The sequence below is a fragment of the Planobacterium oryzisoli genome (assembly GCF_015354315.1).
Classification (GTDB): Bacteria; Bacteroidota; Bacteroidia; order Flavobacteriales; family Weeksellaceae; genus Planobacterium_A; species Planobacterium_A oryzisoli.
Window position 1 is genome coordinate 27,854 of the sequence record NZ_JADKYY010000008.1, and the last position, 13,845, is coordinate 41,698.

A 13,845-nucleotide genomic window follows, 5' to 3' on the forward strand; every position below is an offset into this window, starting at 1 on the left:
AACATAACAAAAATGACGATAACCCAATTCATTTCTGAGTTTCAAAGTAGAATTCCCCTCGCTCAGGCGGAAGATTTTGATAATGTGGGGCTTCTGTGCGGAGACCCTTCAAGGGAAATAACCGGGATTTTGGTCTGCCACGATGCACTGGAGAAGGTGGTAGAGGAAGCGATAGAACTCGGCCGTAATCTTATCGTGTGCTTTCATCCCATCCTTTTTAGAGGTATCAAGTCCCTCACGGGAAAGAACTATGTAGAACGTGCACTGCTCAAGGCTATAGAGAATAAGATCGCCATTTTTGCGGTGCATACGGCCCTCGATAACGACTATTTGGGAGTAAATTACCGGATCTGTAACGCTTTGGGTCTAAAGGAGCAGAAAGTCCTGGATCCAAAAAAGGAAGATCTGTACGAACTCTCCTTCCAGGTGCCCTCTGAGCACAAGCAGAAGGTCTTGGACGCAGTGTTCGCAGCCGGCGCCGGATCGATTGGTTATTACGATCGGTGCAGTTTCTCCTTGGAAGGGGAAGGGCAGTTTAGACCGCGTCCGGGGGCAGATCCTTTCTTGGGAGATTTGGGGGAACTAGAGAAAGTATCGGAGCATAGGGTAGCAGTGATTCTGGAGCGCTACAAGAAAGGAAGGGTTATTTCCGCGCTTTTAGAGGCGCATCCCTACGAAGAGGTAGCCTATCAGATGACTCCAATCGTTAACGATAACCAGTATCTGGGTCTAGGCCGTTACGGGGAGCTCGAGCGTCCTATGGAAAGTAGGGAGTTTCTGGAGTTTGTAAAGGAGACTTTCCATGTTCCTGTCATCCGGCACAGTAGCTTAATAGGGCGGCCTATCCAAAAGGTAGGGGTTTTGGGAGGATCCGGAGCACAGTATATACCTCTGGCACTCTCGAAAGGAATTGATGCCTTTATCACGGGGGACGTTAAGTACCACGACTTCTTTCAAGGGGAAAACCGTATGGTGATTCTTGACATCGGCCACTACGAATCCGAGCAGTTCGTTGTAGGACAATTATTTGACCTATTGTCGGAAAAATTTCCTAAATTTGCAATCTCTAAATCTAGGGAAAACACTAATCCTGTTAATTATTTTCAATAACATATGGCTAAGAAAACAACCGAAATATCAGTTGAAGAGAAACTAAGAGCGCTGTACGATCTACAGATCATCGATTCCAGACTCGATGAGATCCGCAATACCCGCGGAGAGCTTCCTATTGAAGTGGAAGATCTGGAAATTGAAATCGAAGGACTGGAAAAAAGAGCCCAGAAGTTCGAAAGCGAGATTCAGGAGCAGACTGCGGAGATCAACACGAAAAACGAGGTAATCGCTCATGCCAATACGCTTATCGAAAAATACAAGGCGCAGCAGGACAACGTTAGAAACAACAAGGAATTCGAAGCCCTTGCTAAGGAGATAGAATACCAGGAACTGGAAATCCAGCTTTCTGAGAAAAGAATCAAAGAGCATTCTGCTAAGATCGATTTCAAGAAAGAAGGTCTAGAGGAACTTACCACTAAGATCGAAGAATTCAAGAACCACCTTAAATTCAAAAAAGAAGAACTAGAGGGACTTATCTCTGAGACGCAGAAAGAAGAAGACTACCTAATTGAAAAATCCAAGGAGTTTTCTCAGAAGATCGACGAGCGTCTTTTAAAGTCGTATCAGAAGATCCGTGACAACTCTGCAAACGGTCTTGCTGTAGTAGGACTTGAGAGAGGCGCACCCAAAGGATCTTTCTTTATGGTTCCACCTCAGAAGCAAATGGAAATCGCCCAAAGAAAGAAGATCATTATCGACGAGCACAGTGGTAAGATCTTAGTGGACGATGATTTAGTAATGGAGGAGTCCGAGAAAATGAAGGAAATCATCAAATTCCAATAAGAAATAGTTTTTTCTTTACATACAGCCACCTGTTAAGGTGGCTTTTTTCATTGGTATAGAGTATTCAATATAAAATAAAGCAGGACCCCTTTAAAGGTCCTGCTGAAAGTTATAAAGTACCAAAGTGTTATGCTTTTTCCTCTCCGTACATAGCGCGGTAGAGATCCATATAGCGCTCTTTTATAGCTTTTCTCTTTAGTTTTAAGGTTGGCGTAAGCTGTCCGTCCTCTATGCTCCAAACTTCCGGAGTGATCTGGATTTTCTTTATTTGTTCCCAGTTTCCAAGCTTGGTGTTCAAATAGTCAATCTCTTTTTCAATTCGGGCTTTAAGCTCTGGGCTCTGCGCCATTTCCCTAGGAGTATCTCCCAGTTTATAGCCCTTTCTCTCGGCCCAGCTGCGTACAAAGTTAAAGTCCGGCTGAACAAATGCACACGGCATCTTCTCGCCTTCACCCACCACCATGATTTGCTCAATGAACTTGGAAGCCTTGGCTAGGTTTTCAATTACCTGTGGAGCGATGTATTTACCACCTGAGGTCTTGAACATTTCTTTCTTACGGTCCGTGATATGAAGGAAGCCCTCCTCATCGATGTGGCCGATATCTCCTGTCTTAAAGTATCCGTCCTGAGTAAATGCCTCACTGGTCATTTGCTCGTTCTTAAAATAGCCTTTAAACACGCTTGGTCCTTTTACCGTAATCTCTCCATCGGCCTGGATCTTCACATCCAGATTATCCAGTGGGTGTCCAACGGTTCCTACTTTCATTCGCTCAAAGGAGTTCACAGAGATTACCGGAGAAGTCTCCGTAAGACCGTAGCCTTCTAGAATCGGAATTCCTGCATTCTGAAACAAATAGTTCAGCCTTGAGGAAAGAGCAGCAGAACCAGAGACCAGCGTAATAATATTTCCTCCCAGTCCTTCTCTCCATTTTTTGAATACCAGCTTGTCGGCAAGCACTTCAGAGAATCCCGAAGGTCTGGATATTTGTTTCTTGCGCCGGTTTACGCCCAGAGCCCATAAAAAGATCTTACTTTTCACTCCTCCTGCGCTGGTGCCTTTATCGTAGATCTTATCGTAGACTTTCTCTAAAAGCCTTGGCACCACACTCATGTAATGCGGCTGCACTTCCTTGATGTTGTCTCCCATCTTTTCAATGCTCTCTGCAAAGTAAATGGCAAATCCATTGAACTGGAACAGATAAAAAAGCATACGCTCAAAGATGTGGCAGATAGGAAGGAAGCTTAGTACTTTTACTTCCCTGTAGTCAATACCCCGTCTTCTAGGTATCCTGTGGTCGGAGGCAAGAACGTTGGAGACAATGTTCTGGTGGGTTAGCATAACGCCTTTGGGTTTACCGGTTGTGCCTGAGGTGTAGATAATGGTGGCAAGGTCCTCAGGATTAATGGTAGAGGAAATGTCTTCTACCTCGCCCTGATTAGCATCGTCTGCGCCCATGTCCACCACTTCCATCCAGTTGGGTACTCCCTGGATTTCATCAAAGGAGAATACGCCTTGTAGGGTAGAGACTTCCTGTTTGATGGCAGCTACTTTCTCATAAAGATCCTTATCGGATAGGAAACAGTATTTTACCTCTGCGTTATTGAATATATAATTGTAGTCCTCGGAAGAAATGGAAGGGTAGACCGGAACCGATACGGCTCCAATCTGAGAGATTCCAAGATCCATCACTGCCCACTCGGTTCTAGAAGCCGTAGTGATTAGGGCAATCTTATCGCCTGGTTTGATTCCCAGTTTGAGAAGGCCTCGGGAGACTTTATTTCCTAAACTGACAAATTCCTTGGTGGATGTTTTCTTCCATTCTCCATTATATTTGGTAACGAACATTGCTTCGTTCGGAAATTTCACCAAAGCCTGGTGGGGAATGTCAAAGAGTCTTCGGATGGACATAATTATTGGTGTTTTTTTAAGTTAACTGTATATTAATTTTGATATTCGTAAATGTATCATTTTTTATCTAAACTCCAAAAAAAGTTTATTTTATAGGTCCATGCGAAAATTGTATTTTAGCCGGCAAACAATTTAAAAAAGTTATGAATTTTAGTTTATCTGAAGAACACTTAATGATTCAGCAGGCAGCAAGGGATTTCGCACAGAAAGAGCTTCTGCCAGGTGTAATAGAAAGAGACCGCGACCAGAAGTTTCCCACCGAACAGGTGAAGAAAATGGGAGAGATGGGTCTTTTGGGAATGATGGTGGACCCTAAATACGGTGGCGCCGGAATGGACAGCGTATCCTATGTGCTCGCTATGGAAGAGATTGCCAAGGTGGACGCTTCTGCGGCTGTGGTTATGTCTGTGAACAATTCCCTGGTCTGCGCCGGAATAGAGAAGTTTGCAAGTGAAGAGCAGAAAATGAAATACCTGGTTCCACTGGCCTCTGGAGAAAAATTGGGAGCCTTTGCTCTTTCAGAGCCTGAAGCAGGATCCGATGCCACTTCCCAAAAAACCACAGCCGTGGATATGGGAGATTACTACCTTTTAAACGGTACGAAAAACTGGATTACCAACGGTGGTACTGCTTCCTACTATGTAGTGATTGCCCAGACCGACCCTGAGAAAAAACACAAAGGAATCAACGCCTTTATCGTAGAGAGGGAATGGGCAGGATTTGAAATAGGCCCTAAGGAAGATAAATTGGGAATCCGGGGAAGTGATACGCATTCTTTGATGTTTACCGATGTTAAGGTACCAAAGGAAAACCGTATCGGTGAAGACGGGTTTGGATTTAATTTCGCAATGGCGGTACTTAATGGCGGACGGATCGGGATTGCTTCCCAGGCCCTTGGAATTGCATCCGGAGCCTACGAACTGGCCCTTAACTATGCCAAGCAGAGAAAGGCATTCCGCACCGAGATAATCAACCACCAGGCGATTGCCTTTAAACTGGCAGACATGGCTACGCAAATCACTGCAGCTAGAATGCTGTGCTTCAAGGCAGCGGTGGAGAAAGACGAAGGCAAGGACATATCCGAGAGTGGAGCAATGGCCAAACTGTATTCGTCCCAAGTAGCAATGGACACCACAATTGAAGCGGTGCAAATCCACGGTGGGTACGGGTATGTGAAAGAATACCACGTGGAGCGTATGATGCGCGATGCGAAAATCACGCAGATTTACGAAGGTACTTCGGAAATTCAGAAAATTGTTATTTCCAGAAGTATTGCAAAGTAACTTATATTAGGTATACTATAACAAAGGAAGGCAGTCTTGAAGGACTGCCTTTTTTCCTAACTTCAGTTTAAAAACTATACTACAACCCTCATTGTACTACCATGAAAAACTACCTGCTTAAACGCCATGCGGTAATTCATCTACTTTCCCTTATGGCCATTGTGGCCTCCGCATTTATAGAAGATCCGCTGACTAAAATACCGCTGCTTCTTGTAGGAATCTTTGGTCTCTTTGTAGTGTCTTTAGTTAAGGGCAAAAAGATCGTAACCTATATCTATGGGGCGCTTCTTTTGGTAGCCCTTGTAGGAGGGTACCTTTATCTGGAGGGGGCAGGCTTACTCTAAAAAAAAGTCCCGCGGGGGACTTTTCTTTTGGTTACTGCTTGGGTTTGTATTTAGCCCACGGATCTTCTTCCTCCTTTGATGACTCGGGCGAACTATTCGAGCTTTCGTACGAAGGAGATTTTGTCTCTAGGTTAGACTCATGAGTTGTATTTTCCTTATTCTCCATTTCATTAGGTCTCTTATAGTCGCTATCTTCCGAATTATACCCTGAGGCAGTTCGCTCCTCTTCGAATACATCACTTTGTGGCACTTGTTTTCGTCTCCTGAAGCGGTATACCAAGTACCAAACAAGCGCTGCAATGAGAAGAAAGGGCCAGGCAGGAAGCACAAACAAAAGGGCACTTTTAAAAAGGTCCAGTCCTTTCATGAACGCCGAGGCGCTTTTGTCTTTATACGTGCTTGATTCTACTGTAGCAGTACTGTCTGACTCCAACGGACTTTGCGCCGCTACAGGTCCCATATCAATTAACCGTATTTCCACTTGGGCCATCGTAGCATTTGGCGCAGAGCCGGAGCCCCGGGATTCGAGCTCTTTACTGGTTATAAGTCCTACTGAAGAGAGTTCCTCTAGAAAACGATCGAAATACTGTGAAGGGACCTCTGCGCGAATTTCGCGTGAGTTTCGGTCCTCTGCCCGCGCAAAACTCTCGTACTGGATCTCTCCACCATAACTGTTAATGAGCTCCTGGGTCAGCTTGGTTGCTGCTGAAAAATCCTCTGTTTCAATTTCTACTTTTCCTGATCGCATTAACGGTACTGGCGCGGGAGCCATAGACGGTTCCTGCTGCTCACTGGCACTCCCATTAGAGGCCTTAGACTCAGGCTCCTGAGTAGGCTGCTTAGAGTCCGAAGTCTGGGGCTCGTTCTGTATGCTGGTAGAAATCTTATCCAGTGTTTTGCTTATAGTGGCAAGGGCATCCAGGGGAGAGGAAGAGTTTTCCAGTACTGCCCTGGCCGAGTCCATGTCGATAAGGATTTCTCGGCCTTTTTGAATGGTCTTTGTGGAACTCTTGATAACGGCACTGATGGAGTCCAGGCTCTTGGCATTTGAAGTGATGACTTTCTCTACGCTTCGCTTTGTTTTTTCTATTTCAGGAACTACGACGCGGTTCAGTGCAGCAGTGTCTTTTACGATCTGCGTAAGGGAATCTACCGCCTTTACCGTCTCTTTGGTAGAACTTATAAGACTATCGGCACTGCGCATGGTTTCGCGGGCCTCTTTGATTTCTTTTTGTGAACACCCGGCAAAAACCATTGCCAGGAGTAGGATACTGATACTGTTCTTCATTGATAGGTTACAATTAGATTTGCACTGCTCTAGTGCAATTTGCATTCCTCTTTTTTATAAGGAATGCCAGTACCTTTTACTACCCACTTGTAAAAATTATAATGCGCTCATTGTAAGGGTATTGTAATGGAGTTTTACAACTACTTTTCAAAAAATAAGGACCGCTACGGGCGGTCCTTGGTACTGAAAAAAACTGTCTTATTTCTATTTAAGCATTCTCCCTTTTAAACTCACTGATGAAATGCAGCTTAATACTTGGGAATTTCTCCTCAGTCATATGGATGGTGAAGGATGAATCGGCTAAAAATACAAGTTGGTTGTATTTATCGCGCGCTAAGAAACGCTGCTTTAAACGTGCAAATTCCTTGAATTCCTCACTTTTCTCGTCTGCCTCCACCCAGCACGCCTTATGAATGGAGAGGGGTTCGTAGCTGCATTTAGCACCGTATTCATGTTCGAGTCGGTACTGGATTACCTCGTACTGAAGTGCCCCAACGGTACCAATGATTTTTCTTCCGTTCATTTCCAGAGTAAAAAGCTGGGCTACACCCTCGTCCATAAGCTGGTCGACGCCTTTTGCGAGCTGCTTGGCCTTTAACGGATCGTCGTTGTTTATATAGCGGAAATGCTCCGGAGAGAAACTAGGAATTCCTTTAAACTGCAGTTTTTCTCCCGCGGTTAGGGTATCTCCAATACGGAAGTTACCAGTGTCGTGCAGACCCACGATGTCGCCAGGAAAACTCTGGTCTACGATTTCTTTTTTATCGGCAAAGAAAGCGCTGGGCGCAGCAAACTTCATTTTCTTTCCCTCCCGAACAAGTAGGTAGTTCTCGTTGCGCTTAAAGGTCCCTGATACGATCTTTACAAAAGCCAGGCGGTCGCGGTGCTTGGGATCCATATTGGCATGGATCTTAAATACAAAACCGGTAAACTGTGGCTCCTCGGGACGTACTAACCGAATGCTTGATTCCTTGGGCTGTGGATTTGGCGCAATATCGATAAATGCATCCAATAGCTCGCGTACTCCAAAATTATTTAAGGCCGAACCAAAGAATACCGGCTGCTGGTTTCCGGCCATATAATCGTCCCGGTTAAATTCGGGGTAGACGCTTTCAATGAGTTCCAGTTCCTCGCGAAGTGTAGCAGCCGCCTTTTCGCCGACCAGCTCATCCACCTTTGGATCCGTAACATCGGTGATCTTTACAGACTCCCCAACGCGCTGTTTTTTCTCTTCCAGGAAAAATTCAATGTTCTTTTCCCAGAGGTTGTATATGCCCTGAAAATCCCCGCCCATACCGATGGGAAGTGACAGAGGAACGACTGTAAGGCCCAGTTTCTGTTCTACCTCATCCAATAGGTCAAAGGCATCCTTTCCTTCACGGTCCAGTTTGTTTATAAATACGATCATCGGAATGTTACGCATCCGACATACCTGAACTAATTTCTCGGTCTGTTCCTCGACCCCTTTGGCAACATCGACCACCACAATAACCGAGTCTACGGCCGTTAAGGTGCGGTAGGTATCTTCTGCAAAATCCTTGTGTCCTGGAGTATCGAGGATATTGATCTTATGCCCGCGGTATTCAAAGGCCAGCACGGAGGTGGCTACAGAGATTCCTCTCTGCCTTTCGATCTCCATAAAGTCGGAAGTGGCTCCTTTCTTTACTTTGTTGCTTTTCACGGCTCCGGCCTCCTGGATAGCGCCTCCAAAGAGGAGCAGCTTTTCCGTAAGGGTAGTCTTTCCGGCATCCGGGTGGGCAATGATACCAAAGGTTTTTCTTTTCTGTATTTGTTCTAGTAATTCGGACATAAGGTAATTTGTGGGTGCAAAAATCGTGATTTTTAGCGAGATGAGAAAACGCTAGGGATAAGGTGAGACTTTTTTTATATTTGCGGTAAACCCTTTAAGGATGTCTCAAGTCCCCAACCAAGCTCTTCCTAAGTACCGATTCGACTGGAAGGGCGCAGCAGCCCTGTTCTTTGGCGGCTTTGTGCCTGCCATGGCTCTTTCTATCATTAATGTACTAATGATGATGCTTTTTAAGGTGAACTACCAGTTTGAAACCTGGTATATGGTGCTTTTGAACCTGGTGATGTGGAGTGGGGCCATTCTCTCGTTTGATTATTTTATCTGCCGGCCTCAGACCGGAAAGCACCTAAGGTTCAATTTTTCCACGAAGAACCTTTCTACCTACCTTTTGGTGTTTCCGCTTATGCTCGGCGTTATATTTATCGCTGAATTCTTTACCTCGCTGATTCCTATCTCAGGACCTGTCTTTGGACCACTCTACGAGTATTTCTCCGAGATGATGGAGCAGCTAACCTCCTCGCTTTGGGGAATGATTCTAATGGCTGTTCTGATGGCCCCGGTATTTGAGGAAATCGTTTTTCGCGGGATCATCCAGAAAGGCCTTATTAATCGGGGGTACTCCGCAAAGGCTGCAATCTGGATCGCAGCGTTTCTTTTTGGATTGGTACATGCCAACCCGTGGCAATTTGTAGGTGCCGTACTCCTGGGAGCAGCCATAGGGTACGTCTATGAAAGAACCAAATCGCTCTTTCTGGCGATCTTGCTTCATATGTTCAACAACGCCCTTGCAGCAGTCCTTATCTACGTAGGAGGTACCGAGAGTTTTGCTGAGTATTTTGGTATCTCTGTATACCTGCTTCTTGCGCTAGGACTTGTCTTGCTTGGCGTTTTCTATTATCTTTTCACCTACAAATACGAAATCCACCACAGCGAATAAATTCCTTTTAATGAAAGAACTCCTTGTAGCCACCCACAACATCCATAAGAAAGAAGAAATCCAACAAATTCTCTCGAGCCACTTCCATATTAAAAGCCTCTCGGATTATGCCCTTTTAGAAGAGATAAAAGAAGACGGGGATTCCTTTCACGCGAATGCACTTATAAAAGCGAAATTCTGTTACGAAAATACTCAGGTAGATTCGTTAGGGGACGATTCGGGTCTCGTTGTTGAAGCCCTCGACGGAAGGCCTGGAATTTATTCAGCACGCTACGCCTCCAACCACGATTTCGATAAAAACATAGCGAAGGTCCTAGAGGAAATGGAAGGCGTGGAAAACCGCCGCGCTTATTTCATTACGGTACTTTGCTATTATACATCCCAAGGCCCTAAGTACTACGAGGGACGGGTTTACGGCAATCTTCTCACCGAGCACCGCGGATATAAAGGATTTGGATACGATCCCATCTTCGTACCCGAGGGTCACGAACTCACTTTTGCCCAGATGCTCCCAGAGGATAAGAACCAGATATCCCACCGTAAGAGGGCCCTGGACCAGTGGCTTGAGGATTTAAAATAACCTTCGAAAGGCTATCGCTTAAAGAGACTATTTCTATCGTACCTAACTCCTTGCAGCGCATGCTCTGCAAAGAAAATTTTATACCTTTGCAGCCAGCTTTAACTAAATAAATCCACTCTTTGAGCGCACATCTGACCATTCTGGGATATAATTCCGCGATACCAACCGTAAACTCGTCGCCTACGGCGCAGTTTCTCGAGATGGAGGAGCGCCACTTTCTCATTGACTGCGGTGAGGGTACACAGGTCCAACTCCGCAAGGCCAAAGCACGCTTTTCAAAGATAAACCACATTTTCATCTCGCACCTCCACGGTGACCATTGTTTTGGTCTTCCGGGGCTTATTGCTTCTTTTAGGCTTTTGGGCAGAGAAACACCTATTCATATCTACGGTCCGAAAGGCATCCAAGAAATGCTCGAGACCATCTTTCGCCTGACCGATACCCATAAAGGTTTTGAAGTTGTGTACCACGAGCTCGATAGTAAGAAGAGTGAGGTAATCTATGAGGACAGTCGTATTGAGGTATCCACGATTCCCTTGGACCATAGAGTATACTGTAATGGCTACCTTTTTCGCGAGAAACCCAAGGACAGGCACCTGAACATGGCGGAAATCTCCAAATATCCGGAGATCGAAACCTGTGACTACCATAACTTAAAGCGCGGAAAGGATTTTGTTCTCTCCGACGGATACGTTCTTAAAAACGAGACTCTTACCAATGATCCTACCAAGTCCGTGTCCTATGCCTTCTGCAGCGATACCCGCTACCTGGAAAGCATAGTTCCTATTATTGAAGGTGTGGATGTGCTGTACCACGAAGCCACGTTTCTACACGATCTAAAGAAAATGGCTGACTATACCGGACACACCACCGCACTGGAGGCCGCGCGGATTGCCCGCAAGGCGGGCGTGGGCAAGCTCATCCTTGGACACTTCTCCAACCGCTACCACGATCTTTCGGTATTTACTAAAGAGGCGCGCGAGGTCTTTGCTGAGACTTATCTCCCTGTAGCGCTTCAGCCAGTGGAGATCAAATAAACTATTTAGATGGAGAGGGAAATGCTGAAGGATTTTTTGGATGAGAAGGTGGATCTATACAACCATCCTTCCTATATTGATTCCGACCCCATACAGATTCCTCATAGGTTTTCTTCTCGAGAAGATACAGAGATCATGGCCTTTCTTATGGCCACCATTGCCTGGGGAAACCGTAAAAGCATTATCGCATCGGGAGAAAAAATGTTAGACTGGATGGGAAATTCTCCCCACGACTTTATACTTAACCATTCCCGAAAGGATCTACAGTCTTTTGAAGGTCTACCACTTCACCGGACTTTCAGTGGTGAAGATTTTGCACATTTTGCCGGCCATCTCAAGAGAATTTTTTCAGCATATGGAAGTCTAGAGCCCCTGCTGCTTCCTTTGCAGCAGGAGGAAAACTACTACCATGCCCTGTACCGATTTCGCTGTGCTTTTCTCTTGGAGAGTACCCACCGCTCCTGCAAGCACGTAAGCAGTACCTATAAAAACTCGGCGGCCAAGAGGCTTTTAATGTTCCTTAGGTGGATGGTCCGTAGGGACAGTAGAGGAGTGGATTTTGGGCTCTATACGACGCATCCCGCTCATAAACTCTCGCTTCCATTGGATGTGCATGTTGGAAATATCGCACGGGCACTGGGTATCCTTTCCCGCCGGCAGAACGACTGGAAGGCAGTGGAGGAGTTGGACCTGATTGTCCGAACGCTCGATCCTAAGGACCCGGGAAAGTACGATTACGCACTTTTTGGACTGGGGGTAAGTGGGGATTTTTCACCTTAAGTGTTTAGCAATTCTAGTCTCCCGTAGCGTAGTGCCACTTGCCGTCTTAGCTGGATGCCTCCTTTCACATACAGCACGCTGGTATCTATGCCCTGAAATTCCATTTCTTTTAGCAGGGCATAAAAAAAGAAATGAGAGGCAGTAACGGGTTGGAACGTCACGGTCTTCTCGTTAAAGGTTCGTACTAACTCGGCGCCGGACATTGTTCTAAAGCGCTCGGAGAATCCGTAATGGTCGTTTTTCATCTTAAAATGTTTTCACGTGAATTTAACTAACCATTCAAAAGGGAGGGAGAAGCATTATATTTTGACCGCTTGTGTCCTCATACTAAACCACCGTGGAATGCTATTCTCGGTTGGTGACTTCCTCTAGTGTAGGAAATGCTCCTGATGAATGAACTCCAAATGTACTAAAAAAAGTAACTTGCTCTAGCACATATATAGTATACTTTTCTTGTATCAGTAGGACTGCTTGGTAGGGATTACTCCACGCACTCCACCTCTTGGATTTTCTGTATCTCCCTTGTATCGAGGTATCAAGTGAATGTGGGCATGCATAACAGTTAAGTACCTGCGTACAAGGCTCTATCACATATGCAGCATGAGACGTGCAATGGTGAAGTAGATCAGTACTCCAAGGATGTCGTTTGAGGTGGTGATGAAGGGTCCTGTGGCAATGGCCGGGTCGATTTTGTTTTTATCAAGAATGATAGGTACCACCGTACCAATGACAGCCGCCACTAGTATTACCGCCAGTAGCGAAATAGAGATGGTAAGGGAGACCGTAAGGTCGTGGTGGTTGAAAAGGAGGTTAAAGCCGAAAATCAAAATAGCCAGAATTACACCGGAAGCCGCCGAAACGCTGACCTCCTTAAGTAGCGTCTTATACGTGTCCTTGCCCAGTGTGTCGTTGGCAAGACCCTGTACGATGATTGCCGAAGCCTGTACTCCAATGTTTCCCGCTGTTGCGGCAATAAGTGGTACAAAGAACATTAAGGCAGGTACGTTCTGAAGTGCCGACTGGTTGCCCTGCAGCACGCGCGAACCTACAAGTCCCCCTACCATTCCAATGAAAAGCCATGGAAGCCTTGCTTTGGTCATGCTGAAGATGGTATCGGTATGGTCCACATCACTGGAGATACCTGAGGCAAGCTGGTAGTCTTTTTCAGTTTCTTCCTTTACAAAGTCCATCACGTCGTCTATAGTGATCCTTCCCACAAGTTTTCCCAACGCATCCACTACAGGAACTTCAAAAAGGTCGTAACGCTGCATGAAACGGGCTACTTCTTCCGCTTCGTCAGAGTCCTTGACCCAGCGAACCTTGGAGTTGTAAACCTCAGAAACTCTTGTGGCTGAAGAAGTGGTAAGTAGTTTTTTAAGACTTAAAATTCCTAAGAGTTTATTGGTCTCATCCACTACATAAATAGAGTAGACTTCTTCCAGTTCCTCGGCTTGCTTCCGCATTTCCTTTACCGCAGCAATTATGGATAAATCCTCTCGTACCTGCACTAGTTCAGTGGCCATAAGACCTCCGGCGGTATCTTCGTCGTAGCGGAGTAGATCCACGATGTTTTGTGCATGCTCCTCGTCATCTAAATGCTGAATGATTTCATCCTGCTGCTTCTCGGGAAGTTCTGCGATGATATCGGCCGCATCGTCGGAATGTATCTCGTTGATGATCTCATCGGCGATCTCCTTGGAGGAGAGCTGCGTTAAGAATTTTTTCCTTTCGTCCTCATCGATCTCCAGAAGCATCTCTGCGGATTGCTCGTTACCCATTAAGTCGTAGACAAACTTCTGTCCTTCGGTGTCGAGCTCTTCAAATAGTTTGGCAATGTCCACTGCCTCCATCTCTAAAAGCACGGAGGAGACCTCACTTACGCTGCGAAGAGAAATGGCTTCCTTGAGGTGGTCGTGTTGCTGTAGTGTGCTTTCAGTCAAAACGCTGTATTTTAGGATGAAAAACTATTTTAATTCTAGGG

Annotated in this window: 13 protein-coding genes and 1 riboswitch; of the genes, 8 read left to right on the forward strand and 5 right to left on the reverse strand. The window is 45.7% G+C overall.

All coding sequences use genetic code 11. The features are described 5' to 3' along the window. Positions 1-12 precede the first annotated feature (12 nt). Both IC612_RS07290 and IC612_RS07295 read left to right on the forward strand, forming a co-directional pair. Positions 13-1,110: a Nif3-like dinuclear metal center hexameric protein gene (locus tag IC612_RS07290; protein ID WP_194739527.1), complete on the forward strand. Its 1,098-nt coding sequence runs from the start codon at positions 13-15 to the stop codon at positions 1,108-1,110. A gap of 3 nt (positions 1,111-1,113) precedes the next feature. Continuing rightward, a complete protein-coding gene (locus IC612_RS07295) occupies positions 1,114-1,896 on the forward strand; it encodes a zinc ribbon domain-containing protein (protein ID WP_194739528.1) in 783 nt (260 codons plus the stop codon). A 127-nt stretch (positions 1,897-2,023) separates the two neighbouring features. On the opposite strand, the gene IC612_RS07300 is transcribed toward IC612_RS07295, so the two are convergent. Further along, on the reverse strand, positions 2,024-3,805 hold the full coding sequence (locus IC612_RS07300) for an AMP-dependent synthetase/ligase (RefSeq protein WP_194739529.1): 1,782 nt from the start codon (positions 3,803-3,805) through the stop codon (positions 2,024-2,026). A 143-nt stretch (positions 3,806-3,948) separates the two neighbouring features. Between IC612_RS07300 and IC612_RS07305 the strand changes: the two genes are divergently transcribed. Then, positions 3,949-5,088: an acyl-CoA dehydrogenase gene (locus IC612_RS07305; protein WP_194739530.1), complete on the forward strand. Its 1,140-nt coding sequence runs from the start codon at positions 3,949-3,951 to the stop codon at positions 5,086-5,088. Between the two features lie 101 nt (positions 5,089-5,189). Continuing rightward, the gene (locus tag IC612_RS07310; protein WP_194739531.1) at positions 5,190-5,432 is read left to right on the forward strand and encodes a hypothetical protein; all 243 of its coding nucleotides are present in this window, start codon (positions 5,190-5,192) and stop codon (positions 5,430-5,432) included. A gap of 31 nt (positions 5,433-5,463) precedes the next feature. Here IC612_RS07310 and IC612_RS07315 read toward each other — a convergent pair whose 3' ends face one another. Then, positions 5,464-6,720, reverse strand: a complete 1,257-nt coding sequence (locus IC612_RS07315) for a DUF4349 domain-containing protein (RefSeq protein ID WP_194739532.1) — start codon at positions 6,718-6,720, stop codon at positions 5,464-5,466. Positions 6,721-6,928: 208 nt separating this feature from the next. Next, the gene (locus IC612_RS07320) at positions 6,929-8,530 is read right to left on the reverse strand and encodes a peptide chain release factor 3 (RefSeq protein WP_194739533.1); all 1,602 of its coding nucleotides are present in this window, start codon (positions 8,528-8,530) and stop codon (positions 6,929-6,931) included. A gap of 100 nt (positions 8,531-8,630) precedes the next feature. On the opposite strand from IC612_RS07320, the gene IC612_RS07325 reads away from it, so the two are divergent. The 4 genes from IC612_RS07325 to IC612_RS07340 all read left to right on the forward strand — a co-directional run bounded on the left by IC612_RS07325 (position 8,631) and on the right by IC612_RS07340 (position 11,864). Continuing rightward, positions 8,631-9,467: a CPBP family intramembrane glutamic endopeptidase gene (locus IC612_RS07325; protein ID WP_194739534.1), complete on the forward strand. Its 837-nt coding sequence runs from the start codon at positions 8,631-8,633 to the stop codon at positions 9,465-9,467. A 10-nt stretch (positions 9,468-9,477) separates the two neighbouring features. After that, complete coding sequence (gene rdgB, locus IC612_RS07330) at positions 9,478-10,047, forward strand: RdgB/HAM1 family non-canonical purine NTP pyrophosphatase (RefSeq protein WP_194739535.1); 570 nt, start codon at positions 9,478-9,480, stop codon at positions 10,045-10,047. 119 nt (positions 10,048-10,166) lie between these two features. Next, positions 10,167-11,084, forward strand: a complete 918-nt coding sequence (locus IC612_RS07335; RefSeq protein ID WP_194739536.1) for a ribonuclease Z — start codon at positions 10,167-10,169, stop codon at positions 11,082-11,084. A gap of 9 nt (positions 11,085-11,093) precedes the next feature. Continuing rightward, entirely contained in the window at positions 11,094-11,864 is a 771-nt protein-coding gene (locus IC612_RS07340; protein ID WP_194739537.1) for a TIGR02757 family protein, read from the forward strand. Here the strand turns inward: IC612_RS07340 and IC612_RS07345 are convergent. Then, complete coding sequence (locus IC612_RS07345) at positions 11,861-12,109, reverse strand: hypothetical protein (RefSeq protein ID WP_194739538.1); 249 nt, start codon at positions 12,107-12,109, stop codon at positions 11,861-11,863. The two genes, IC612_RS07340 and IC612_RS07345, sit on opposite strands and share 4 nt — an antisense overlap. Before the next feature lie 47 nt (positions 12,110-12,156). Next, a riboswitch (SAM-I-IV-variant riboswitch) is annotated at positions 12,157-12,262 on the reverse strand. Positions 12,263-12,451: 189 nt separating this feature from the next. After that, the gene (gene mgtE, locus IC612_RS07350) at positions 12,452-13,759 is read right to left on the reverse strand and encodes a magnesium transporter (protein WP_407676052.1); all 1,308 of its coding nucleotides are present in this window, start codon (positions 13,757-13,759) and stop codon (positions 12,452-12,454) included. Between the last annotated feature and the right edge of the window lie 86 nt (positions 13,760-13,845).

What these genes read in the sequence shown, in the direction of transcription:
- IC612_RS07290 (WP_194739527.1), top strand. Translation starts at nt 13, where the DNA reads ATGACGATAACCCAATTCATTTCTGAGTTTCAAAGTAGAATTCCCCTC.
- IC612_RS07315 (WP_194739532.1), bottom strand. Translation starts at nt 6,720, where the DNA reads ATGAAGAACAGTATCAGTATCCTACTCCTGGCAATGGTTTTTGCCGGG.
- IC612_RS07305 (WP_194739530.1), top strand. Translation starts at nt 3,949, where the DNA reads ATGAATTTTAGTTTATCTGAAGAACACTTAATGATTCAGCAGGCAGCA.
- IC612_RS07300 (WP_194739529.1), bottom strand. Translation starts at nt 3,805, where the DNA reads ATGTCCATCCGAAGACTCTTTGACATTCCCCACCAGGCTTTGGTGAAA.
- IC612_RS07320 (WP_194739533.1), bottom strand. Translation starts at nt 8,530, where the DNA reads ATGTCCGAATTACTAGAACAAATACAGAAAAGAAAAACCTTTGGTATC.
- IC612_RS07295 (WP_194739528.1), top strand. Translation starts at nt 1,114, where the DNA reads ATGGCTAAGAAAACAACCGAAATATCAGTTGAAGAGAAACTAAGAGCG.
- IC612_RS07325 (WP_194739534.1), top strand. Translation starts at nt 8,631, where the DNA reads ATGTCTCAAGTCCCCAACCAAGCTCTTCCTAAGTACCGATTCGACTGG.
- rdgB (WP_194739535.1), top strand. Translation starts at nt 9,478, where the DNA reads ATGAAAGAACTCCTTGTAGCCACCCACAACATCCATAAGAAAGAAGAA.
- IC612_RS07345 (WP_194739538.1), bottom strand. Translation starts at nt 12,109, where the DNA reads ATGAAAAACGACCATTACGGATTCTCCGAGCGCTTTAGAACAATGTCC.
- IC612_RS07340 (WP_194739537.1), top strand. Translation starts at nt 11,094, where the DNA reads ATGGAGAGGGAAATGCTGAAGGATTTTTTGGATGAGAAGGTGGATCTA.
- IC612_RS07310 (WP_194739531.1), top strand. Translation starts at nt 5,190, where the DNA reads ATGAAAAACTACCTGCTTAAACGCCATGCGGTAATTCATCTACTTTCC.